This window comes from Treponema bryantii (genome assembly GCF_900111035.1).
Classification (GTDB): Bacteria; Spirochaetota; Spirochaetia; order Treponematales; family Treponemataceae; genus Treponema_D; species Treponema_D bryantii_C.
This window is the reverse complement of sequence record NZ_FOFU01000002.1, coordinates 385,440-408,950: the sequence shown is the minus strand read 5'-3', so window position 1 is coordinate 408,950 and position 23,511 is coordinate 385,440. Positions and strand designations below refer to the sequence as shown.

General features: G+C 39.2%; 29 protein-coding genes. 24 read left to right on the top strand and 5 right to left on the bottom strand.

Features of this window, described 5'->3' with window-relative positions; translation table 11 throughout:
• Positions 1 to 15: 15 nt before the first annotated feature.
• From BMY21_RS05110 to BMY21_RS05085, 6 genes are all read left to right on the top strand, one after another.
• Positions 16 to 1,212: an MFS transporter gene (locus tag BMY21_RS05110; protein WP_074641507.1), complete on the top strand. Its 1,197-nt coding sequence runs from the start codon at positions 16 to 18 to the stop codon at positions 1,210 to 1,212.
• Positions 1,213 to 1,267: 55 nt separating this feature from the next.
• On the top strand, positions 1,268 to 1,987 hold the full coding sequence (locus BMY21_RS05105) for an EAL domain-containing protein (RefSeq protein ID WP_074641505.1): 720 nt from the start codon (positions 1,268 to 1,270) through the stop codon (positions 1,985 to 1,987).
• Between the two features lie 72 nt (positions 1,988 to 2,059).
• On the top strand, positions 2,060 to 2,656 hold the full coding sequence (locus BMY21_RS05100) for a 5' nucleotidase, NT5C type (RefSeq protein WP_074641503.1): 597 nt from the start codon (positions 2,060 to 2,062) through the stop codon (positions 2,654 to 2,656).
• A gap of 88 nt (positions 2,657 to 2,744) precedes the next feature.
• Complete coding sequence (locus BMY21_RS05095) at positions 2,745 to 3,197, top strand: pyridoxamine 5'-phosphate oxidase family protein (protein ID WP_074641501.1); 453 nt, start codon at positions 2,745 to 2,747, stop codon at positions 3,195 to 3,197.
• Positions 3,197 to 3,634: a MarR family winged helix-turn-helix transcriptional regulator gene (locus BMY21_RS05090; protein ID WP_074641499.1), complete on the top strand. Its 438-nt coding sequence runs from the start codon at positions 3,197 to 3,199 to the stop codon at positions 3,632 to 3,634. Before BMY21_RS05095 ends, BMY21_RS05090 begins: the two co-directional genes overlap by 1 nt.
• Positions 3,635 to 3,649: 15 nt before the next feature.
• Positions 3,650 to 4,711 (top strand): DUF3795 domain-containing protein, encoded by a 1,062-nt coding sequence (locus BMY21_RS05085; protein WP_074641497.1) that lies wholly within the window; start codon positions 3,650 to 3,652, stop codon positions 4,709 to 4,711.
• A 9-nt stretch (positions 4,712 to 4,720) separates the two neighbouring features.
• Here BMY21_RS05085 and BMY21_RS05080 read toward each other — a convergent pair whose 3' ends face one another.
• Positions 4,721 to 5,380 (bottom strand): flavin reductase family protein, encoded by a 660-nt coding sequence (locus BMY21_RS05080; RefSeq protein ID WP_083379694.1) that lies wholly within the window; start codon positions 5,378 to 5,380, stop codon positions 4,721 to 4,723.
• A gap of 93 nt (positions 5,381 to 5,473) precedes the next feature.
• Here BMY21_RS05080 and BMY21_RS05075 point away from each other — a divergent pair, with 93 nt between their 5' ends.
• The 9 genes from BMY21_RS05075 to BMY21_RS05035 all read left to right on the top strand — a co-directional run bounded on the left by BMY21_RS05075 (position 5,474) and on the right by BMY21_RS05035 (position 11,769).
• Positions 5,474 to 5,893, top strand: coding sequence for a GNAT family N-acetyltransferase (locus BMY21_RS05075; RefSeq protein ID WP_074641495.1), 420 nt, complete (start codon positions 5,474 to 5,476; stop codon positions 5,891 to 5,893).
• Between the two features lie 20 nt (positions 5,894 to 5,913).
• A complete protein-coding gene (locus tag BMY21_RS05070; protein WP_074641493.1) occupies positions 5,914 to 6,240 on the top strand; it encodes a hypothetical protein in 327 nt (108 codons plus the stop codon).
• A 21-nt stretch (positions 6,241 to 6,261) separates the two neighbouring features.
• Positions 6,262 to 6,612: a hypothetical protein gene (locus BMY21_RS05065; protein WP_218141027.1), complete on the top strand. Its 351-nt coding sequence runs from the start codon at positions 6,262 to 6,264 to the stop codon at positions 6,610 to 6,612.
• Positions 6,613 to 6,693: 81 nt separating this feature from the next.
• The gene (locus BMY21_RS05060; RefSeq protein ID WP_074641492.1) at positions 6,694 to 7,329 is read left to right on the top strand and encodes a hypothetical protein; all 636 of its coding nucleotides are present in this window, start codon (positions 6,694 to 6,696) and stop codon (positions 7,327 to 7,329) included.
• Between the two features lie 83 nt (positions 7,330 to 7,412).
• Positions 7,413 to 8,297: an AraC family transcriptional regulator gene (locus BMY21_RS05055; RefSeq protein ID WP_074641490.1), complete on the top strand. Its 885-nt coding sequence runs from the start codon at positions 7,413 to 7,415 to the stop codon at positions 8,295 to 8,297.
• A 53-nt stretch (positions 8,298 to 8,350) separates the two neighbouring features.
• Complete coding sequence (locus tag BMY21_RS05050; protein ID WP_083379692.1) at positions 8,351 to 9,085, top strand: alpha/beta fold hydrolase; 735 nt, start codon at positions 8,351 to 8,353, stop codon at positions 9,083 to 9,085.
• Between the two features lie 62 nt (positions 9,086 to 9,147).
• Positions 9,148 to 9,783 (top strand): nucleoside deaminase, encoded by a 636-nt coding sequence (locus tag BMY21_RS05045; protein ID WP_074641488.1) that lies wholly within the window; start codon positions 9,148 to 9,150, stop codon positions 9,781 to 9,783.
• 35 nt (positions 9,784 to 9,818) lie between these two features.
• Positions 9,819 to 10,541: a class I SAM-dependent methyltransferase gene (locus tag BMY21_RS05040; RefSeq protein WP_074641486.1), complete on the top strand. Its 723-nt coding sequence runs from the start codon at positions 9,819 to 9,821 to the stop codon at positions 10,539 to 10,541.
• A gap of 61 nt (positions 10,542 to 10,602) precedes the next feature.
• Positions 10,603 to 11,769 (top strand): helix-turn-helix domain-containing protein, encoded by a 1,167-nt coding sequence (locus BMY21_RS05035; protein WP_083379690.1) that lies wholly within the window; start codon positions 10,603 to 10,605, stop codon positions 11,767 to 11,769.
• A gap of 16 nt (positions 11,770 to 11,785) precedes the next feature.
• Here BMY21_RS05035 and BMY21_RS05030 read toward each other — a convergent pair whose 3' ends face one another.
• The 4 genes from BMY21_RS05030 to BMY21_RS05015 are packed head-to-tail and all read right to left on the bottom strand — an operon-like array spanning position 11,786 to position 14,902.
• On the bottom strand, positions 11,786 to 12,694 hold the full coding sequence (locus BMY21_RS05030) for a hypothetical protein (protein WP_218141026.1): 909 nt from the start codon (positions 12,692 to 12,694) through the stop codon (positions 11,786 to 11,788).
• A complete protein-coding gene (locus BMY21_RS05025; RefSeq protein ID WP_074641483.1) occupies positions 12,684 to 12,887 on the bottom strand; it encodes a hypothetical protein in 204 nt (67 codons plus the stop codon). Before BMY21_RS05025 ends, BMY21_RS05030 begins: the two co-directional genes overlap by 11 nt.
• Complete coding sequence (locus BMY21_RS05020; protein ID WP_074641481.1) at positions 12,884 to 14,272, bottom strand: Y-family DNA polymerase; 1,389 nt, start codon at positions 14,270 to 14,272, stop codon at positions 12,884 to 12,886. The genes BMY21_RS05025 and BMY21_RS05020 overlap by 4 nt, the downstream gene beginning before the upstream one ends.
• Positions 14,273 to 14,902, bottom strand: a complete 630-nt coding sequence (locus BMY21_RS05015) for a S24 family peptidase (RefSeq protein ID WP_074641479.1) — start codon at positions 14,900 to 14,902, stop codon at positions 14,273 to 14,275.
• Positions 14,903 to 15,023: 121 nt separating this feature from the next.
• Here BMY21_RS05015 and BMY21_RS05010 point away from each other — a divergent pair, with 121 nt between their 5' ends.
• The 9 genes from BMY21_RS05010 (at position 15,024) to BMY21_RS04965 (ending at position 22,793) form a co-directional block, all read left to right on the top strand.
• The gene (locus tag BMY21_RS05010; protein WP_074641477.1) at positions 15,024 to 15,323 is read left to right on the top strand and encodes a S24 family peptidase; all 300 of its coding nucleotides are present in this window, start codon (positions 15,024 to 15,026) and stop codon (positions 15,321 to 15,323) included.
• 6 nt (positions 15,324 to 15,329) lie between these two features.
• On the top strand, positions 15,330 to 15,920 hold the full coding sequence (locus BMY21_RS15805; RefSeq protein ID WP_074641475.1) for a P-loop NTPase family protein: 591 nt from the start codon (positions 15,330 to 15,332) through the stop codon (positions 15,918 to 15,920).
• 3 nt (positions 15,921 to 15,923) lie between these two features.
• Complete coding sequence (locus tag BMY21_RS15800) at positions 15,924 to 16,421, top strand: O-acetyl-ADP-ribose deacetylase (protein ID WP_074641473.1); 498 nt, start codon at positions 15,924 to 15,926, stop codon at positions 16,419 to 16,421.
• Between the two features lie 11 nt (positions 16,422 to 16,432).
• The gene (locus BMY21_RS04995) at positions 16,433 to 16,753 is read left to right on the top strand and encodes a nucleotide pyrophosphohydrolase (RefSeq protein ID WP_074641472.1); all 321 of its coding nucleotides are present in this window, start codon (positions 16,433 to 16,435) and stop codon (positions 16,751 to 16,753) included.
• An 880-nt stretch (positions 16,754 to 17,633) separates the two neighbouring features.
• Positions 17,634 to 19,019: a tyrosine-type recombinase/integrase gene (locus BMY21_RS04985; protein WP_074641470.1), complete on the top strand. Its 1,386-nt coding sequence runs from the start codon at positions 17,634 to 17,636 to the stop codon at positions 19,017 to 19,019.
• Between the two features lie 47 nt (positions 19,020 to 19,066).
• Positions 19,067 to 19,264 carry a hypothetical protein gene (locus BMY21_RS04980; RefSeq protein ID WP_074641468.1) on the top strand — a complete coding sequence of 66 codons (198 nt, stop codon included), beginning with the start codon at positions 19,067 to 19,069 and terminating at the stop codon, positions 19,262 to 19,264.
• A gap of 89 nt (positions 19,265 to 19,353) precedes the next feature.
• Positions 19,354 to 20,208, top strand: coding sequence for a ParB/RepB/Spo0J family partition protein (locus BMY21_RS04975; RefSeq protein ID WP_074641466.1), 855 nt, complete (start codon positions 19,354 to 19,356; stop codon positions 20,206 to 20,208).
• Between the two features lie 87 nt (positions 20,209 to 20,295).
• On the top strand, positions 20,296 to 22,059 hold the full coding sequence (locus BMY21_RS04970) for a plasmid recombination protein (RefSeq protein ID WP_074641464.1): 1,764 nt from the start codon (positions 20,296 to 20,298) through the stop codon (positions 22,057 to 22,059).
• A gap of 26 nt (positions 22,060 to 22,085) precedes the next feature.
• Positions 22,086 to 22,793 carry a hypothetical protein gene (locus BMY21_RS04965; protein WP_074641463.1) on the top strand — a complete coding sequence of 236 codons (708 nt, stop codon included), beginning with the start codon at positions 22,086 to 22,088 and terminating at the stop codon, positions 22,791 to 22,793.
• The last annotated feature ends 718 nt before the right edge of the window (positions 22,794 to 23,511 follow it).

Genomic DNA, 23,511 nt, shown 5'->3' with positions numbered 1-23,511 from the left:
AACAAGGAGATTCCCATGACACAGAACTCAAAGAAATATAACAAAACACTGCTTGCCTGCTATCTTGGATTTATTACTCAGGCGATTACTGCGAATTTTACACCGCTTTTGTTTTTGATGTTCAACAAAAGTTATGAGGTCTCGCTTGGAAAAATTGCACTTATACCAGCTGTGTTTTTTCTTACACAGCTTGTCGTAGATATAATCTGTGCTCAGGTTGTAGATAAAATCGGCTACAGAAAATGCATCATAACTTCCTGTCTGTGTTCTGCTGCGGGCCTTATTCTTCTTGCTTTTCTGCCGGAGCTTTTTCCTGATCCGTTTGTCGGAATCATCATAAGTGTTGTCGTTTACGCAATTGGAAGCGGGCTGGTCGAAGTGCTTGGAAGCCCGATTGTAGAGGCATGTCCTTTTGATCACAAGGAAGCTGTTATGAGTCTTTTGCATTCATTTTACTGCTGGGGCTCTGTAGGAGTGATTGTTATTTCTACGCTCTTTTTTAAGTTCCTTGGTATTGGCAACTGGAAAATCCTTGCCTGCATCTGGGCAGTAATTCCGCTTTATAACATTTACAATTTTGCAACCTGTCCGATTGAACAGCCTAATGGTGGTGAAAAGGGAATGGGGCTTGTGGCGTTGTTCAAACTTCCACTTTTCTGGGTGGCAATCATCCTTATGATTTGCGCAGGTGCTTCCGAGCTTTCTATGGCACAGTGGGCTTCGGCATTTGCAGAGTCGGCTCTCGGGCTTTCAAAAAATATTGGCGACCTTGCAGGTCCATGTCTCTTCGCAGTTGCGATGGGAACAGTCCGCGCATTCTTTGGAAAGTTCGGTCACAAGCTTAACCTTATGCGCTTTATGATTTTTTCAGGAGCCTTGTGTGTCGTAAGTTATCTGCTTGCATCTCTTTCTTCAATTCCAATGCTCGGACTTCTGGGCTGTATTCTCTGCGGCTTCTCAGTAGCAATCATGTGGCCGGGAACAATCAGTATCTGCTCTCCAAGAATCCCTAAGGGCGGAACAGCGCTTTTTGCTATGCTCGCCATGTCTGGAGATTTAGGTGGCGCAGCAGGGCCTGCTCTTGTTGGAAACATTTCACAGATTTTCAGCAACAACCTAAAAGCAGGTTTACTGGTTGGAACTGCTTTCCCTGTCGTTCTGATTTTGATGATTCTTTTGATTCCGGTTATCACAAAGTCAAAAGCTAAATAAAAGATGAAACAAATTAAAAAGTGTAAATTTTCAATACTATGCTATACTTATAGTAATGTGCAAAGAAGATATTGTAATTTTTGACTTGATGTCAAAACCGGAGAAGATTAATTTCGCTTATCAGCCGATTTTCGAAATTGAGACAGGCAATATTTATGGCTATGAAGCACTCATGAGACCTACACCTTATACACCAATGGAAGTCATAGCAGAATATGCCCGTCACAATCGGCTAAATGAAATTGAAGAGTTTACAACCTATTATGGAGCAAAACATTTTTTAGAAAATAATCTTACAGGAAAACTTTTCTTAAATTCATTTCCCTCAGCCTTTGTTTCAGATGAAATGCTTGAAAAAGTACATCAGCTGGTACAGCACAGATTAAAAGAACGCCTTGTACTAGAAATTCTCGAATACACAGAGTTTGACAGTCATGCCCACTATAAAAAAACTTCACAGTTTAAAAGATCTCAGACAGGTGAGTTTGTAGCAATTGACGACTACGGTACTGGAAAAAATATCGATGAGGAATGTATCAATTTCTATAACCCCGATATTGTAAAAATTGACCGCAAACTAATTTCAAATATTCATACAAATATCACAAATCAAAAAACATTGATTGATATCTGTAATTACCTGCAGAAGAAAGATATTATAATTCTAGCGGAAGGTGTTGAAACCCAGGAAGAATATGACTATCTCAAAAATTATCCAATAACACTTATGCAAGGTTTCTTTTTAGGCAAGCCAAAAATTTATGACAAAAATTAAAATTGATTTCAGAAGATTGCTATTTATATGAAATGATTGGATATTACGAAGGAAAAGTTTTATAGTGAAATTATGATTATTTATGTTGATTTTGATGATTGTTTATGTGAGACGGCACGGCATTTTTCTAAACTTGTTGATGAACTTTTTGGGCTTGATATTCCTTATGAGAAGATTAAATATTTTAATTTGCAGCAATCTTTTTCTTTGACAGATGAGCAGTATGATCAGATGATGATTAAAGGACATACGAAGGATGTGCTGCTTGCTTATGAGGAGACTCCAGGGGCAATCAAAACTATTAACAGTTGGATTGATAAGGGACATGATGTAAAAATAATAACCGGACGTCCTTTCAGTGCTTACGAGGCCTCTCGGGAATGGCTGAATGTGCACGGACTGGAACGTGTTAATTTGTATTGTCTTAATAAATATGGTCGGGATAATTTTATAAAGGGAAGCAGTTTTAATCTTGAACTTGAAGATTATTACAAAATGCATTTTGATTTTGCAGTTGAAGATTCTCCGGCGGCTTTTAAGTTTTTAAACCATCTTCCAGATTTGAAGGTTATGGTCTTTGACCGTCCGTGGAATAGGGAATGTGAGTTTCCAAATCAGAATTATAAGAGATGTTTTGACTGGGATATGATTAGTGAGCTTGTGCGTTGAAAGTCTTGGTAAGAAAAATTTGACAGTTTATTTGTTGTGATTTAATATAGTTTGTATGCAAACTATATTAAAAATCGAGGTATGAAAAATGAAAGATGTAATTTCGATTATTCAGAAATCTGAAGCGGCTTATCTTGCAACTGTTGATAAGGAAGGTCGGCCTGAAATCCGTGCATTGCTGAATCTCTGTAACCCGAAGAAGTATAAGAAGTTAGAAGGCAAGACGCTGATTGTCGAGGGTGAAAAGTTGACTATGTATTTTACAACTAATACGTCTTCTAAAAAGGTTGAGCGAATTAGAAACAATCATAATGCGGCGCTTTATTTTTGTGAGCCGGAAAAGTTCAAGGGAATCTGCGCTACTGGAACAATCGAAGAAGTAACTGACCAGAGTCTTAAAGAAGATTTGTGGCAGACTGGCTGGCTTATTTATTATCATAAGGGAAAGACTGATCCTGACTACACTGTGCTCAAATTTACTTCTACAAAAATTGAAGGCTGGTACAATGCCAGTCCGCATTGTTTTGGGAACATAAACTAATGGTAAAGAAAACACGTGGTGGAACTCTTCTGTCTCAGGTGCATCAGGTTTGCGGAAGAGTCTGGAATAAAATCTTACGCGAAAACGATATGGCAGATTTAGAAGGTGCCCGTGGACGAATCATTTTTGCATTATGGGGAAAAGATGGTGTTCCAATCAAAACTCTCTGCGAAAAAACGAGTCTGGATAAATCGACATTAACGGGGATTATCGATAGGCTTGAACGTGATGGATATGTTGAAAGAAAATCATCTGAAACGGACAAGCGTTCTACCTTGATTTCCCTTACCGGAAAAGAACAGGAATTTGCAAAGATTATTCAGAAGGTTTCAACTCAGATGAATAAAATTTTTTACAAGGGATTTTCTGATGATGAAATAATTCAGTTTGAAGAGATGCTGGCGCGGATTCTTGAAAATTGTAAAGAGGCAGAGTGATTAGCGGAGGCTTAGATGAATAAAGACTGGTCTGAAAAAAATAAAAAAATGCAGGCTCTCATTTCAAAGGAAGCAACTTTTGATGAAGGCATAAAGCTGCTGATTGAATTGCGTACCGAACTTTTTGAACAGATTTCTTTCATTGTGAAAACTTTTCCACCGGTGGCTTTTTACCAGCTGCCTTTCGGAGACGGCGAGGGGAACCATTGCACAACCCTTGCGTGGTCCCTCTGGCATACTTTCCGCATTGAAGATATTGTTTCCCACGAATTGATTTTGAAAAATAAGCGGATTCTTTTTGATGGCGGCTGGCAGGAAAAAACATCCAGTCCAATCATCACAACCGGCAACGAACTTGCTGGTGACACACTGATTGAGTTTTCAAAGAAGCTTAATATCAAGGCAACTTATGATTACTGCAAGGCTGTGATGGATTTTACAAATGAGATGTTGGAACATTTGAAGTTTGAAGACTTGAAAAAAACGTTTACAGGTGAGGATAGAGAAAGACTTGTCGAAAGTAAATGTGTAAGTTCTGACGAGCGTGCGTCGTGGCTGATAGATTACTGGTGCGGTAAAAATATCAAAGGTTTGATACAGATGCCATTCTCGCGTCACTGGATTATGCATGTTGAAGCAATGCAGCGTATCAAAAATAAACTGTGCCAGCAGGCAAAGAAAGGTGTAGATCAGATTGCTTACTGCGGGCTTTCGTGTGGACACTGCTTTTTGACTTCCTGGTGTGGTTCATGCAGAACAATTTACAATACCTGTTCTTATGCAATTTCTTCGCCGGATGGAGTTTGCCCGAATACTGCCTGCTGCAAGGAAAAAGGCCTCGACGGCTGTTATGAATGTGACGAGCTTTATAATTGTAAGAAAGGCTTTTACGCGTTGGGTAAAGATACTAACGCTATAAGAGTGATGGCACTGTTCATTCAAAGACATGACAAAAAAGAATTGCTCAAAGTTATGGACACCATTCATTCCAAAAAGAAGTTCGAAAAAATCCAGGAAGTTCTTGGCTATGATGTTGAAGAAGGTTTGAAGATTCTGGAAGAGTGGAGAGGAAATTAATTCTATTTTTTAGTATTCTCCCATATCAATCTTTTTTGAAAGTACAGCTGCCCAGTCGTGTCCTGTTTTTTCGGTGAGTTCTGGGTTCTGCTGATGATGAATATTGAAGAGAATTCCATTTTCTCCTGTACGATCAGAAAGATGTTCGTCGTCAATATGAGCACCGATAATTTCAAGACAAAGCAGCACATGGTCATCGCCTGGTGCAATTTCTTTTTCCCAAACGTATTTGCTTTCAAGATTCATAAAACATTCTTCAACAAGCGGTGCATTTACCCAGCTTGCCTTGCCAGGAGTGAGTCCAGAGGCAGTAATCTCATCAACCTCAAACTGATTGTTTTTAATGGTTGCCATGCATTTTGTAAAAATTTCTGCCGACATAAAATTGATTACTGCATCGCCAGTTTCTTTGAGAGATTTATAAAAATGACCGTTTTTATTTACGCTCGCCAGAATTGCATAATAGCCGTTGCCTTTATTTGCACAAGTAAAAGTCGCCCAGGACTGCATGCAGGCATTCGGCATTCCGTTTGATTTGTATGTTGTAACCAGAAGCAGCGGAGACGGAACTGTCATAACAAATTCCTTCCAGTTGAAACCGAAATTGTGCGAGTAATCGGCATAGGTGCCTTTTAAGTTTTCTGGCATTTCTTTGTAGTGATGTTTCATGGTGGGCTCCTTTTTTAACTATTTTATCATATTTTTTCCGAAAAAGAAAAGTTATGTTATAATGTTATATTGTAGGATAATTAATTAAGTAAAATGACAAAAATAGAATACGTAACATCAAAAGATAAAGCCTTCTGGTACTCACTCGACAAACACTTACCCGAAAAAGAATTCGAAAACAAAGTTCAACGTAAACAAGGTTATGTGCTTTTTGCAGACGACAAGCCTGTTGGACTTTTACGATATAATTTGTTCTGGGATAACACACCGTTTTGTACAATGCTTTTTGTTGACTGGTCGGAACAGCATAAGGGTTATGGAAAACAACTTCTAAACCACTGGGAACAGGATATGAAATCCCAGGGTTACGGTATGGTTCTAACTTCAACTCAGGTAGATGAATCCGCCCAGCACTTTTACAGAAAAAACGGCTATAATGATTGCGGTAGTCTTGTGATGAATATTCCAGGTTTTGAACAGCCGATGGAAATGTTTATGAGCAAGGCGATATAAAAAGTTATCAGGAGAAAATAATGGAAAAGATCATCATGTTTGCAGTTTGTATTTTTATGTTCTTACTATACGCAGGGGGTGGGTTGTTTTATTACCACAGCAAGACTCCTGCAAACTTCTGGTCGGGTGATAAGATTTCTCCGGAAGATGTAAGTGATGTTAAAAAGTATAATCGTGCAAATGGAATCATGTGGATTGTTTATGGCATTTTATTTTTGATTCCTGCATCTACAGCTTTCGCAAGTGTACTGATTTCGGGTGTGTTTATTGGTATCTTTACTTTTATTGGTGTTCCAGTTCTTATTGTTATTTATACTAAGATAATCAAACCAAAATATATGGTTTAATTTTATAATCAAAAGGTCCAAATGATAGAGTTCAAAAAGACAACAGATTTTCCCCGTGGCACATTATATAATCAACTGGTAGATGCCTATTCATTTAATGAAGAATGTAGAAAGATCTGGGATACTACTTGGAAAGAATACGATGATTTTTTATATAACAATCCTGTAGCGGCAGAGAAGTTTTCTTTTATCACACTTCTTGATGGTGGGCCTGTCGGTCACATTTCCTGGGATCCGGGACACAGTCCTGATTATGTTGAAATAGGCCATAATTGCATTCTGATAAAATGCAAAGGGCAGGGCTTAGGACATGCGCAGCTTGCAGAGGCAGTCAGAATAATCAAAGAAATTATGAGAGTGTGGGTTTTGTAAAAGTTAGTGAACGGGAAAATAATGAAACGCCGTTTTCCGGCAAATATATTGACTATGAATTTATATTGAGGAGATAAAAAAATGATTTATGAAAGTGATGTGTATTCAATCGAATACGACAAAAAAAGTGAAAAACTTGTTCAGACAATAAACGAGGCTCTTTCAAAAAATTTTCAGCGTATTCTTGATTTCTGGGGAATAGAGAAATTAGACAACCATGTGAACATTCAGATTTATTCAGAACTAGATGACTGGATTAAGTTTTATGAAAACATATCTGGCACACAATATCAGGATTATATAGTTGGTTGTGCTAACGGCCCGTCTATTTATGTACTCGCTTATGATGAATACAAAAAAACTCAGGTACATAAAAATGATTCTATTGAAGATTTCCAGAAAATTATGATTCATGAGTTTGTTCACATCTGTCAAAATCAGCTTTGTAAAGACAACAGTAAAATGTCATTCATAATGGGCGAAGGTCTCGCAACTTATCTTGCAGAACAGCCATATAATACTAATATAAAAATCGATTACCCAAAAGAAACTCTTTTTTCAAACGACTTTTTTTCTGTTTCAAATGATTTGTATTCTATCTCCCAAAAAATCGTCCGCAAGCTTGTAGAAAAAGTATCTCGCGGAAAACTGATTGAGTATACCTTGGATTATACAAAGCTTTATAAAGATTGGGATGAATTAGGAATGGGAGAATAATCTCCTGGACAAAACTAGACAATAATTGACAAGAATTCTAAATAATCTCCGTTTAGAATAAAATTGTCAGAGGAGAAAAGACATTGGAATGGCTGACCAGTATTAGAAAAGCAATCGATTACATGGAAGCGCATCTGGAAGACGACATTTCTGCGCAGGATGTTGCGGATCAGGTGTTTATGTCCTCATTCTTTTTTCAGAAAGGATTTTCGCTGATGACGGGGTACGGGCTTGGTGAGTATATTCGAAACCGACGTTTGTACCTTGCAGCGCTGGACCTTCAGAAAACTGATGAAAAAATAATCGACATTGCGTTCCGTTACTGTTATGAAACTCCCGAAAGTTTTACAAAGGCTTTTTCGCGCTTTCACGGTGTGAGTCCGTCGCAGGTGCGTGAAGGCTCTCCGGTAAAACCATTTCTTCCTCTGAAAATTGAGATTTCTATTCACGGAGGTAATCAGATGGATTACAAAATTAAAACTATGGCTGGCTTTAAGGTAATTGGTTTTGCACGCGAGTTTGACGGCGAAACTTCTTATGTAGAGATTCCAAAGTTCTGGGATGAAATTCGCGAAAAATATGCAGCTCGTGTCTGGAGTGGCGAAGCTCCGTCTAACAACTACGAAAAAGCAATCATAGAAAACAATATCGGCGAATACGGTGTTTGTGTTGATGACATTGGCGAAGGCAAGTTCCGCTATTTTGTTGCAGGTCTTTACAAGGGCGGCGAAATTCCGGAAGGCATGTCTGTTTACGAGCTTCCTGATTTTGACTGGGCAATATTCGATTGTTATGGTCCATGTCCAAAAGCACTTCAGGATGTAAACACAAAAATCTGGAAAGAGTGGCTGCCTGGAAATCCTGACTTTGAATTCCCGGGACGTGTAAACATCGAGTGGTATGGCGATGGCGATCCGTCAACTTCAGATTATCACTGTGCAATCTGGATTCCGGTAAAGAAGAAGTAATATAACAGGGGTGGCCATTTTGCTGCCCTTGAAATTTAAAATGAGGTGACTATATGCCTTACGTAAAATTAAATGATTTAAACTTGTATTATGAAGAGTTTGGAAGGGGCGAAACAGTTCTGTTTTTGCATAGCCATTTCAGCAGAGGTTTACTGGCATTTTCAGGACAAATTATTCCTTTTTCAGGTAAGTACAGATGTTTATATCCTGATTTTCGTGGGCATGGAAGAACCCTATGTGATGACCTTACATGGAACAGTCGGATGGTTGCAGATGATATGGCAATGTTTCTGGATAAACTGGAAATCAAACAGGCTCATATAATTGGCTATAGCTGCGGTGCTTACGTTGGTTGTTACATGGCAGCAAAATATCCGCAAAAAGTTAAAAGTCTGGTTACAATTGGAGGAGCTGCCTATCCCAGACCGGAAGGTGCAACGGATTTCCTGCCGGAGAATCTGCTGAAGAATAACAGTATAGATTTCATTGAAGATATTAAATCCAGACACCATGAAGCACATAGAGGCGACTGGCAGACATACTTACGAAACACAGTTGCTGACTGGCAGCAAAGCCCAAGTCTAACAGATGCTGAGTGGAAAAATATAAAATGTCCTGCATTTTTTATCAATGGTGAAAATGATCCATTTGGTACTTGTGAGGAATTACTGGAAAAAGTTCCATCTGCAAAAATCTACAAAGTACTCGGAGGAGGTCATCGTCCTCATTTTGTTGGTGAACAGATTGACGATATAAATAAAAGAATTTTAGACTTTTTAAATGATTAAAAATATCAAGAAACGTAATTTACCCTGTGCTAAAATTATAAAAAGTGTAAAAGGAGTAAAAAATGGACTTTCAAGAGCTGGAAACTATCTGGCAGAAAATATTTGAAATGGAATGGGAATCTGTCTGCCATAAAAGCAAAGCCATTGCAGCAGTAATTGTTGATGAAACCGGAAATATTATCTCGGTGGGAAGAAATAAAATCGGTGAAACAGAAATACCGAATCCTCGCGTTTCTCATGCAGAAGTTGAAGCTGTTAGAAATCTAGATGTTACTAAATATCCAAATGTAAAATTATATACTCTTTATGCGGCTCTTGAACCGTGTCCTATGTGTTTAGGAACTTTAGTCATGGGTGGAATCAGAAAAGTGATTATTGGTGCACACGATGATCACGGTGGTGCAGTTGAGCTTCTAAGCAAGAGTAATTTTTTAGCTTCTAAACATGTTGATGTAGTCTGGATGCCTTCATTATATGGCGATGTTCAGAGAGGCTTGCAGACTATCAAGGAGATACTTTACAATCAGGATAATGAAAAACTTGAAAGTATGCTGGCAGACTTTTCTGTATATAATTCTCGTGGCGTAAATGCAGCAAAAAAACTTTTTGAAGACGGCTGGTTTGAAAATAAAACGCCGGATCAGTATTCAATAGAATGTATCTTCAATGAATTAAGCAGAAGCATAATGACTCAATAGTGTAAAAAAATATAAAAGTGTGAAAGGAGTTAAAAATGTCTACACCAATCGAAAACTACCGGAAAATGGTAGAACAGCCTTGGGGCAAAATATTCTACGATGTAATCTTTAATCAGCTAAAATTCTCAAATGACAAGAGGCTTAAGATTCTTGATTTTGGAGCGGGATTTTGTATTACTGCAATGCATTATGAGAAAAATCATGATGTAATTGCCTTAGAGCCGAATGAAGAAATGTACAAACTTCGTTTTGAAAGTGATGACTACAATCTGATTACCCAGGGGCCCGAATATCTGAAAACGGTTGCAGACAATACTTATGATTTCATTTTCTGTCATAATGTTCTCGAATATGTAGAAAATAAAGATGAGATTCTTGGAGAGCTGAAACGGGTTCTAAAACCGGGAGGACGCTTATCAATCATAAAGCATAATCTTTATGGTCGTGTTTATGGCTGTGCCGTATTAACAGATAATCCGAAAGCTGCGCTTGATCTCTTAGATGAAAAGCCTGAAGACAGCATGTTTGGAAACCGCGATGTTTACACTAACGAATATCTTACAAACTTTTTCGGAAACGAAATGACACTTTCAGAGCTCTACGGAATCCGTGCATTTTACGGGCTCTCATCAAATAATGAAATCAAATACACCGATGAATGGTACAACTCGATGCTCGAACTGGAGACCCGCGTTGGAACAATAGACGATTTCAAAAAAGTGTCGTTCTTTAATCATCTGATTTTTACGAAAAACTAAATTGTTTTTTCTCTGCAAAAAAAGTCGAGAAAAGCAGACGGCTTAGGCGTATAATCAAAATATGTTCAGTGAAAAAGAAGAAAAAGTTTTTGAGATTCAGAAGTATATTCTTTCTAATCTTTATGAAAATCTGACTATAGAAAATCTCGCAGCCCGTACAGATTATTCTGAATGGCAGTGTTACCGAATTTTTAAGGAAACTGTTGGTATAAGCATTGCAGATTTTATCCGACGGGCAAAGCTTTCTGAGGCAGCCCGGAAGCTTAAGGAAGAGAAGAGGAAAGTTCTTGATGTTGCTCTGGAAGCAGGCTATGACAGTCCTGATGGATTTCAGCGCGCATTCTTTGCAGAGTTCGGTTGTAATCCGGCTGAGTATGAAAAATCTGATATTCCGATTTTGAGTTATGTTCCATATGATATAAAGTATCGGAGTAAGGATTTATACAAACCGGAAAATGGTACGCTGGATAAGATTCAGGTTGATAACGGCAAAGCCTTTGATTTTGGAAAGACTGCAGAATATTATGGGCGTTTTAGGGATATTTATCCGAAGAATCTTTTTGAAAAATTGTATTCTCTTGGAATTGGAAAAGAAGGTACTAAGTGGCTGGACCTTGGAACAGGAACCGGCGTTTTCCCGAGAAATCTTTGTAAGTATGGGGCTGATATAACCGCAACAGATATTTCAGAAGAACAGCTCGAGATTGCAAGAAATCTTTCTCTGGGAATGGATAATATTCATTATGAAAAAGTTTCTGCTGAAGAACTCAATTATCCGGAACATTCTTTTGATGCAATTACAGCATGTCAGTGCTTCTGGTATTTTAATCCTGATATTGTTGTTCCAAAAATAAAATCACTGATAAAAAAAGGTGGCATTTTCTTAAAACTTTATATTTCTTATATGAAGGAAGAACCTGTAACTCAGGACAGTAATGCGCTGGTAAAGAAAATCAATCCGTCATGGCATGGGGCAGCAAGTGCTCTTGAGGATTTACGCCGTCACTATTTTGAAAATCCTCAGCTGGAGACTTTCATAACAGAAATTCCATTTACACGGGACAGCTGGCATGGACGAATGCTTGCAAGTCGTGGTGTGATGGCCAGTATGAACGAAGAACAACTGCTTCAGTTTGATAAAGAACATCGTGCCATGCTGGAAGAAAAATACCCGGAAAAGTTCGGCATCAAGCATAAGATATTTTTGACCTGGTATAGATTTTGGTAAGCTCTTAAATGGAGTATTAAAATAAATCCAGCATTGAATCAAGATATATAGCTTCACGTACCTGCAGCTGATATTCGGGTTTTGTCATATAGTAGAGAAGAAATTCCAGAACAATTGCACTGCCAAGTCCCCGGCCTTCAAGTTTAAAATTTGAAAAGCCCATTGGCAGATATTTGTTTTGAATGTCTGATACTCCAATGAATCCTGGATTTTTCATTGCAAGTGAAAAACGATATCCGTCTTTTCCACCTGGTGCACTGCAAATATGATCTTTTACATCAAGCCCAAGATTTTTACGGCTAACATTTTCATAACATGCTTTGCGTTCCTTACAGGTAAAGCTGCAGCATTCGTTGCATAAAAACTCAATCTTATCTTTTAGAGAAACTGGGATAGCGGAAAGTTTTTCAAATTCTTTATTTAATCGGAAATCAGGAACTACATATTTGAATTCAGGGCGATTGAGTTCTGTCAGAAAAGCATCAAAATCAGTTATAACTTTTGTTGTAGATGAAACCAGATATAGATTTGGAAAGTTCTGATTAAGATAATCACTCAGTAAATCAGAATGAACAATCACACCGTTTTTAATGACTGTCTTTTCAAAAATCTCACAGAGTCTGTTGCATTTTTTATCTGTAAGATATTCTTTCTGAAGAAGTGAATTACTGAAAGTAAGCCGGCCAGAGATTTCATATTCGTTCAAAAGTGCAGTTACATCTTTTACATTGGCATTGCCAAAAGCAGCTCGACCACCGCCCCAAAGGCAATCAGATGGTGCACCATAAATTGATGAAATATCACACCAATCAAAAAAGTATTCCCTATGCTCCCGATATAAAGGCAGAAATACTTTATAAAATTCGTAGAATTCAAAAAGTCCGGGGAGATGATAATGAGCGATATTTGTTGGTTTAGAGTTCATCTGATTTTCCATTATATTCCATCTCGGCTATTTCGGCACGTAATGTATTTTCAAGAGCTTCTTCAAAGCCGGTAAGTGCTGCAAAAGGTAAAAATATTTTAGCGCGCTGAGAAAGAGGCATGCGGTTTTGTAAGGAGTCGTGATTCCAGTTGTAGTCGAGAAGGTCGGCATATTTATCATCCTGTTCTGTCATGCTTTGTGCCCTCCTATCTGAGCGTTGCGGTCAATGGTAGTTGCGCCTTCTTCGAGGTTCATTCCTTTTAATATGGCGTTTTTTCCAAACTTGCGGATTATTTCAAGGCGGGCTTTTTGAAGGCTGTCTTCCTTCTGATGATTTACTCCGCCTTCATCTGATGTAAGTTCATCAAACAGACTGGGCTGCCGTTCGCTTTCTGGCTTTGTATTGTTTGCGGTTATATTGATTCTGCGGAAAAGCCATGAAGGATTTACAATCTTTTCAAAAATTGAAACAAAACCTTCTACAATTAGCTTTGATGAATTTGTTTCTGTTCCAAAGCTCCAGCTTCCGTGGGCAGGCTTTGGCATTTCTCGACCGTAATAATCCCGTACAACTTCACCATCAAAGCCTGGTACATACAGACTTTCTATATCGTAGCCAACGTGGAGCGTAATTGAATCGGTGACGAGTTTTTTCTTAAACAGATCCAGTACCAGAATCTCTGCCATTTCACGAACTATGATTTTTGCTTTGTCATAAGTGTACGGCTCGTGAAGTACCTGGCCGCTTCCAAGACTCTTTGCTTCGGATTTGTAGTTTTTGATATCCTTCATGCCAACGGGTTCAATGCCCCAGGCGTGATCCATGAGAATCTCAGCATCAATACCGAATTCTTTATAAAGTAGTTCGGGATTTTCCAGCGAGGTGCGGGCTATGTCTCCCATTGTACGGATAAAATATTTATCGAGTCTGCGAGCTGTAGCTCTTCCAACCCGCCAGAAATCTGTTAATGGCTGATGGCTCCAGAGCTGCCGTCGAAATCCTGCAACATCAAGTTCTGCGATTCTTACTCCATCCTTATCTGCGGGAATGTGCTTGGCAACAATATCCATGGCTGCCTTGCATAAAAACAGATTCGGGGCAATTCCGGCAGTAGCTGTGATTCCTGTTTCTGTAAGCACATCATGGATAACTTTTACTGCAAGATCATGAGCTGTCATCTTATAAAAAGAAAGGTAGCTGGTTGCATCTATAAAAACTTCGTCTATCGAATAAACATGGATATCCTCGGGTGCAAAATATCGAAGGTATACATTGTAAATGCGGGTGGAATAATTGATATAGAGCGACATCCGTGGAACTGCAATAATGTAGTCCAGTTCTTTGCCGGTCTGTCGTTTGATTTCGCAAGCCTTAGCTTCTACTTCAAAAAGTCGTGAGCGGCCGCTGAGTCCGTAAGCTTTGAGCGCTGGCGTTACTGCAAGACAGATTGTTTTACTGGTACGGCTTTTATCTGCTACTACAAGTTTTGTGGTAAGCGGGTCTAAAAGACGTTCGCGGCATTCAACAGAGGCATAAAAAGATTTTAAGTCTATTGCGATGTAAGTTTTATCTGACATTTACATATTATGAAGTACGGCTCTAACCTTACCAATTACGGTAAAGCTGTCGTCTTCACTGTTTGCGAACATTGGCTCATAACGGGGATTATCGGAAATAATTTTTACTCCGTCGCCTGTACTCTGGAGTCGTTTTACAAAACCGTTGCCTTTATAGTGAATTGTGTAAATACCATCTGTGCCGTCGTATCCGTTGATATCGCAGATGATTGTGTCGCCATCAAAAAGGGTAGGCTCCATTGAATCTCCGCGAACTTTAGAGGCCGAAAGACTGTTGCCGTATTTCTTCAGATGATTTGGAACGGATATATATTCATTTACTGTGTCATTGTCTGGAAGATACTGGCCTTTTCCTGCTGAAAATACCTGATCCACAACTGGAATCAAAAGTACATCTTTTGCAAATGTCTTTTCGAGTCTTTCTGTATTCATTCCAAAGAACTCTTCTGCAGTGGTACCAAAAACTTCAAGGATACGCAGCGTTTCCTGTATAGAAGGAAAGCGTTCTTTATAGATGCGGTTTCTCATTGACTGAAGGTCCAGTCCTGCTTCATTGCAGAGCCATTCCTGAGTTTTTCCAATTTCAGAAAGATTCTTTTTGATTTTTGTCCAGAATTCAACTGCTTCCATAAAAGTCTCCATTCCAATCATCCAGATTATAACATATAGTCAGAAAAAAGTAAAACTAAAGTATTCCAAAAGATTATTTTAATTGACTTTAAAGTATTCCAAATGTATTATAAAGAAAGTTATGATTACAGGTTATCCATGTCCTGCACAGGGATTTCATGATAAAAGAATAGATTTGAACTCTCTTTACATTAAGCATCCTACGGCAACGGTTTTTATGACTGTGGATACAGACCGTTTCAGGAACATGTGTATATTCAATGGTGATCTTCTTATTATTGACCGCGCAAAAAGAATAACTCCCGGATCACTTGTGGTTTACGAGAGTCAGGGAGAATTTGAGATTGGGCGGGTATGTAATATAAAAGGCGAAGCAATTGTAACTGGCTCTATAATTTATGTGATTCATACGGTAAAATAAAAAAAAATGATTCTCTCTTTACAGGGCTGTATGGCCGTTGGAAAAACAACTGCGATCAGATATCTTCAGGAACATGCTCCTTATATCAATATTAGCTATGAGGATAATACTGATGTAATTGAAGAGGTTAAAAGGCGCGGTTTAGACAAAAATAAGTATCCAGACTATCTGGAAATTCAGAAATTATGGCTTCATAAAGAAGTTGTGCGGCATCAAAAGGCTGTCGAATATCCCTGCAGCATTATGGATTATGGTGCTGAAGAGATTGAGTTTTATACCATTAATTATCCTAAAAGCATTGGTGAAGACTGGGAAATAGAAAATGCACTTAAAAAGGAATTGTCTGAAGTCCGAAAATGTCTCCCAGATAGAATTCTTTTTTTAGACGCTGCTGATGAAGTTTTGAGACAGCATAAACAGAATGATACAACCAGATCCCGAAACTTTTTTGAACATCATCTTCAATACATGATGCCGCTAAAACGAGCCTGGTTTATTGGACGTGAGAATGTCGATGTTCTTCGTGTAGATAATTTATCGCCTGAAGAGGTCGGCCAGAAAGTAAAACAATGGTGTGATGAGTGTATGAGGAGTTAAAATATGAAAATTATTCAGGGTGATATTACAAGACTTAGCTGCGATGCAATTGTAAATGCAGCAAATTCTTCTCTTCTTGGAGGTGGCGGAGTTGATGGTGCAATTCACCGTGCTGCCGGACCCGAACTTCTTGCAGAATGCCGTACACTTCACGGCTGCAAAACCGGCGAGGCTAAAATCACTAAAGGCTATAATCTTCCGTCCAGATTTGTTATTCATACGGTTGGACCAGTTTACTACGAACATTCACCTGCTGAGTCAGAATCTCTTTTGGCAGCCTGCTATGAGAATTCCTTAAAGCTCGCAAAGGAAAATGGGCTTAAGACAATTGCTTTTCCTTTGATTTCCGCCGGCGTGTATGGCTATCCGCAGCGTGAAGCCATAAAAGTAGCTGTTGAAACAATGAAAAAACACAAGAATGATTTCGATGAAACTACACTGATACTCTTTGGTGACCGCGAGTACGGCTTTGCAAAAGAAGATTATCCGGAGTTTTGTTAGGGGAAAATAGTATGACAGAACAGACAAAAAAACGCATTAGAAAATTTGTAGAAGACCGCGACTGGTCTCAGTTCCACAGTCCGGCGAATCTTGCTAAATCAATTTCGATTGAAGCTAACGAGCTGCTCGAATGTTTTCAGTGGAGCGACACAGACTACAACCTCCAGCATGTAAAAGAAGAACTCGCAGATGTCCTCGTTTACTGCCAGGATATGCTGGACGCACTTAACCTCAACGAAGATGAAATCATCAATATGAAAATGGATATGAATGAGAAAAAATATCCTGTCGATAAAGCGAAGGGAAGCAATAAAAAGTATACGGAGTTGTGAGGAAAAATTACCTTGCTTTAGTAATGGATGAATTCGATAGATTTTTATTTTCCATAATCTGGATTTTGTTCAGCCACTCTCAATGTACCATAATCATTATTTATTGAATAAGAAACGCTATTATCTGATTCATCAAAATCAACGACATTATCCGTCCATAGTTCGCACTGACTGATAACAGTTTTAAGAGCGTCTTCCTGACCTTCTGGCGGAACAAAGAAAATATTTTCTGATTCGTATGCGTCTGGATCGTCTTCAAAACCGTCGCCTTCTTCTACGAGTTCGTTGTATTTCTTTTCGAATGCAGTTGAAATGTATTTTAAGAAGATAAGTCCTGTAAAGAAATCTTAATAATCGAAGTTAAATAAAAAGAACTTCTTGAGTTCACAAGAAGTTCTTTAGTATAGCGGGGGCAGGACTCGGGGTTCCAGTCGCGGACATCGTGTCCGCTCCTTCCACGACGCCTGCGTTCGTTACCAGCGACCTCCTGTCGCTGGTTCCTAAAAAACGCTCCGCACTGCTCGCCTTTTTTTGGACCACTCACTCCGTTTCGAGTCCTGGTAAGAGATCTCGAGAATTAGTGTTAAATAAAAAAAACTTCCTGAGATTTCAGGAAGTTTTCTGGATAGCGGGGGCAGGACTCGAACCTTGATGGCCCACTATGTGCCATTTAGAATCCGGATGGTTTAATTCTATATGGTATAAGGAATTAGCTTTACTTATATTTGCTATTTTCAGGGGCATATAACTGGAAATTCGAATATAAAGTAAACGGTAAGGCTTAAAAATACGCGTATTTGTCAGAATGTACTTTACATTTAGAAACCATAATGGTAAAGTACAAATAACTTTCCTGCCTGCCCGGTTAAGGAAAAGTAAGTTGAATAAACCTTACCTTTTATTCAAAACAAAGCATTCACCATTCTGGTATGCACAAGTCCGTCTCCCAGACGGAACAATTTCCCGCAACAAAAGTACGGGAAAAGAAAACAAAACTGATGCCGAACGTACGGTAATGGAATGGGTCGTAAAAGGCTGTGTACCTGAACGAACATCCAGAACTGGAAGAGCAATCGGCAAACAATCCTTCACATTTATTTCTATTCTCAACTATCTCAGGACGAATGATTTGTCTGAGCAGGAAATTAATGATCTTATCGAGGTAATGAAAGCCCGAAAAATCATTCAAGCCGCTGTACGGACAAATGCAAAAGGTGACTGTGATGCAATGGAATACCTTATTGATTTCTGGACTCGGGATAAATCTGCTTATCTTCGTGAAATGGAATTAAAAGGTCATTCTGAAACAAACCGCCATATCCTGAACATGAGAAACATTATCAAGCATTACTGGAAACCTCTTCTGGAAGAAAAGCTTCTTGGAGAAATTACCAGAGATGATGTGAAGAAAATTTTTATGGCTGAGTCTACTCAGAAGCTTTCACCAAAAACTGTAAAGGCTGTTCTTCAGGCGGTGACAATTCCCCTAAAATGGGCACACCTGAACGGAATGACGGAAAACAACTGTTATTCAGGAATCATTCTTCCTAAGAGCACTCCAAAGAAAAAAGTTATTCTTTCACTTGAACAGACTATAAAGCTCTTCAATGCTGAATGGGATAACGACCGTGTAAAGCTTGCATGCGTTATTGCCTGCTTTACTGGAATGCGCCAGGGGGAAATTCTTGCACTTCAGATTCGTGATATCGGTGAAGACAGAATTTTTATCCGCCATTCATACAGCCCTTATGAAGGACTCAAATCTCCAAAGAACGGAGAAGAAAGAGAATTCAGAATCCCGCCTGAATTAAGAGACATGATTTTGAATCAGGCATCCTTTAATCCGTGGGGAACAGGACCTGAATCGTTTATCTTCTTCAGCCCTCAAAGTCCCGACAAGCCTTTGTCACCTAAAAGATTCAACAGATATCTCAGAAGGGCTCTGGAATCAATCGGCTATCCGAATCCAAAAGAAATCACTTTCCACAGTTTCCGTCATGAATGGTGTACAAATACACTTTCTGATATCGGGGACCAGAGAATCTGTATGATTGGTTCAGGCCATAAAACTGAAAGCGTATTCAACAATTATGCAAATCATATTCAGAAAGAAATTGCCCTGAATAAGATTGCAGAAAGTACGGAACATTTGTTTTCACCAATTCTTAAAAAACTTAGCTCGGATGCAGTTTATGTCATAAAGGATAATGAAGCAGATGAAGAAGAAAATGGAGTTAAGCTTTTACCGGAAAAAGTAGGAGCTTAAAAAATAATCGGAGAGAGTTAAAACTTAATCTTTTGGAGGAGCAGCACATGAAAAATGAAACATCACCAGATAAACTCTGGCTCCAGAAGGAAGTCATCGAATACTTACGATGCGCACCTTCTTCATTTCATTCTTGTGAACGTTATGATTGGCTGAAAGAAAGAGCCATCAAAGACGGACGCAGAAGAAAGTACAAAAAGTCTGATGTTCTGGCATTCGTTGAACGCTTACAGAAATCAGCATAAGTACTTTTGAAGGTGGCACTGGCAGTCTGGTAATAGATTCCTGATTGTCAGTGAAATCTAAACTATAAACAACACATAAGGGTAAACATATGAAACTTAACGACATTATCAGCATGGTGAAAGACACCACTCAGAAAATCGGAGAGAAGAAAACTCTCAAAATTAAAGACATTGTCCTCATTCCAGAATTCCAGAAGCTTTTAGTTATGGAAGCAGATGTTTTGGAAAAGATGCGGGAATCAATGAGAGAAGAAGGTTTTAAGTCAGGTCACGAAATTCATATCTGGAAGCGTGGAAAAGAATACATCCTGATTGACGGCCACACAAGAAAGTGTGCTTGGGAATCTCTGGGAAACAAGACAATTCCTTGTATCATCCACAACTTTGCAAACATCGAAGAAGCAAAGACTTTTGCAATCAAAGAGCAGATAAACCGCAGAAACTTAAGCGGACAAGCTCTTTTAGATGCAGTCGCAAACTTCAACTTTGAGAAAGGAAAAGGAAACGTAGTCGGTGAAAAGGGAAAGGCATCTGAAATCATCGCAAAGCAGATTGGAGTTTCTGCAAAGACTGTTGAAAAGACAAGGCTTGTTTTGAAGGAAGCAAGCCCTGAGCAGTTGGAAGCTATTAAGAAGGATGAGCTTAGCATGAATCAGGTTTACAAGCAGATTCAGGACAAGAAAAAGCCTAAGCCAGAGCCAAAGTCTGAAGAAAAGACCGACAAAGAGACTGTCTCCCCAGCAGCTCCAAAGCCTGAGTCAGAAGCGGAGGCAGAAGCTAAAACTGAAGAAGTGAAAGCAAAGCCTGCAGCAAAAAAATCAACTGCAAAGTCAGTATCCAAAACAAAGACGGATGAAGCCTTTGCAAATGGTGTTCGTTACGCAATCAGTGAGATTAGAAAAGGAATCAGCCTTGAAGATCTTGAAAAATCTCTGAGCGCATAACACAAGTTAAAACGGAAACAAAGGCTACTCCCAGGGCCTTTGTTCCAAAAGCCAAAAGTGAAAGAGCCTGCCCAAAGGAGTACAACAGTGAGCGAAAGCTATACGGCATCTTTCCACAACGGCGGAATGGAAAAAGATGGAATTGATTCAAGCGGGAGAAAACGCAAGAAGCTTTATCAGGCTTGTCGAGAACATAATATCAGAGACCCCAAATATTGTGAAAAGCAGGATCATATTGTAAAAGGCGGACTGCACGAAACATGGATTGATGTTCCCCCAAAGGAAGCCTACGAACAGATTTTCGGAGAAGCTTTCAGGGAATACAACGGCAAGCAGAAGAAAAAGGAACGGCAGTTCAACTCTTATTGGGAGAAGGTAAAGAAATCAAAAGACCTTGTACCCGTAAGGGAAGCCCTTATTACAATCGGAAACGTTGAACAGATGCCAGATCCAGAAGTCCAGAAGGAAATTTACAAGGCCTTTCTGGAAGAGTTTCAGAAGCAGAATCCGAACATGAAGGTAATCGGTGCTTACTATCATGCGGATGAAATGCGGAAGGATGGAAACGGTGGCTTTGTAAAAGGTGCGCCCCACATGCACTTAGACTACATCCCAATAGCCTACAACTGCAAACGCGGTCAGAAGATTCAAAACTCCATGAACGGTGCTTTACTTGAACAAGGCATCATGAACATAGAGATTGATCCAGAAGTCGCAGAGAAAGTCTACGGTCTGAGGAAGAAACCCCGCAGAAAAAAGAAGGAAGAGCCTTCGCTTGAAGAAGTTCCGCTGAACGAGCGTATGAAATGTTTTGAAAGTCTTAAAGATAAGCCAGTGCAAACAGAACAGACTGAAGAAGCAGAAGCCGAAGGCGGGAAAATCACAAAATCGCGAATGGTAACAAACCTGATTCAATGGACTAATGCGCAGAGGAATCTTTTAGTAAAAATCGCACGTGAGCATGGCCTTGAAATCGAGAATCCGAATGAAAAGCGAGCCCATCTTACAACGGAAGATTACATTTATTCAAAAGACCCCAGCCTTAAAAGTGAAGTTTACGCACTTGGAGAAAAACTTCTTCAAAATGTAAAGGCAGTTGATAAAGAATCGGCTGATAATGTTGAGTGGGAAAAAGACAACCAGAAACAAGCTGAAGAAAACAAGCAGAAGGCAAAGGACCTTGAAAAAGAAAAGGAAGAGCATAACGCGTATGTTGTACAAAAGGAGTATGACATTAAGAGCAGGGAATTCAAACTGAGCGACAGGGAAGATGAATTAATAGAGCGCGAGGAAAATGTTGCAAAAAAAGAGACTTTCTTAGCGAACGCCAGAAAGCATGCTTCCGAATCCCTTCACAAGTTCGTGCAGAAACTTAAAAAGAAAAAGGAGGAGGTAAAAGAAAAAGACAGAGCCTTAGACCAGATGCTGAAGGAAACTAAGGAACTCGCAGAGAGGGCCGAGAAAGTCAACAACAATGCGGCTACCCCATACTTCACTTTTGCAGATGACATAAAGTTTGACGATGCAAGACTTATGGCAAGAAGAAGAGATGGAAAAGGCCTTTGCGAATGGTTTAACGGCCTTGAAGAAAAGTTCTGCGGATGGCTTCATAAGGCGCAGTATTTTGCAAAACACTTCTGGAACAAGACACCTGATGAACTGATGATTGTTGCGGAAGACATGAGGCAAAGCTACTGCAGCAATTTCGGAGAGTACATCGAAAAGGGCATGAGAGGAAATACCCTCAGCCAGATTAAGGAAGTTCGTGAAATTAAGGAAGCAATTCCAGAAGTTCAGGAACGTAAAAACAAAATAACCCGTACCAGAAAAGAAATTGACTGGTGGGATTAAACAACTACTTAGAGGAGTACAACAGTATGAGTAGTTTTTCAAACGGGAACTATGTTCCATCAGGAATGGATTTTTCAGATTGGGTAGAATATCTTGAAGAAAAAAGAGATGCTGAAAAATTCGCTTTAATCGATAAAGAATTTGAAGAGTTCTTTGGTGAATTTCTGGATTTAGAGCCAGAGGAAGAGGAAGAAGAATTTAAGCTTTCTCTTCCAAAGGAACATTTATCATTCCTCAAACACGAAGCTGATAAATTTATCGATGGTGTAAAAGGATCTTTATCAGGTATGACTAAAAGCGGAAAACTCGAGGCTCTGGCAGAGATGCAGAGAGAAACGCGGGAACGGCTTTTATTCAACTTTATCAGGGATAACAAAGATGAAGTATTCTATTCTGTATTAAGAAGCCCTAGCAATTCTTTTCTGGAAGAGGAACGCAAGAGCCAGGCCTTCATCAATATTCATAAGATTGCTAACGTAAAATCTTTTGACCCTGAAAACGAGGAACTTATGAAAGCCTTGAAGCAGTATGATTCTGTTTTGAAGAATGAGCCATGGGCTAAAAAGCATTCCGCATACGTTGATAAATGGATGAACAGTAAGGCGGGAGACAAGACCTCTGTTTTCGCAAAACTTCTTGATGCAAAGCTGAAAGTCTTAAGTGATTCCGTCAGCCATGAACCTGAGCAGAGAAAAAAAAAAGCTCACAAACGGGATTATGACATAGAACGATAAAAATTGATTTATGTCATTTGCTTTTTACGAGAACCGAGTGATGACATTTTTTTTAGGTCAGATAACAGTTATCCGTTGACGGATTCAGTCTTTTAAGGGAGCTGTCATCTGGCCTTTTTTTTTATTTGCATAGATAAAGCAACGTTACGCTATCAGAAAAATCAACAAATCCGCAAGAATAAAGAGCCCTTTGGGCACCTCCAGAACTTGTGACCAAGTTCTAACACAATAGAAGTTTGCCCGCGTTTTTTACAAAAATCTGCGAACAAACTTCTATTGTGCGAGGGCATATCCCCTCGACCCCTTGTCTATTCCGTTACGAAAAGCGCGGGCAAATGAAAGCTTCCCCAAAAGGAAGTCTTTCACCGCTTTTTTTCTCCACTTCATAGCCACCAAAAGGCTCTGCCCTTTGGAATCCTGAGAAGGGCAACGTTGCCCTTTCTAAACCTCCGCCAACAAGACTCTGTCTTTTTGGATTATCTGCCAGACGGCCAGCCTTCTGGACTTCTGATAGAATTTAAATTCCAATTTGCAATGTTAAGAGGGCTAACATAAAGAGTTTTTTTATAATATTGAAGAATATAGACTAAGCCTTTTGATTTCTATACAGGATATCTGATATAAAAAAGGTTGAAATCAAAATAAAAATAATGAAGAAAATAGAAGAAATTGGAGTCCAACCCCATATTTTTTTGACGAACCATGCGCAATATATTCT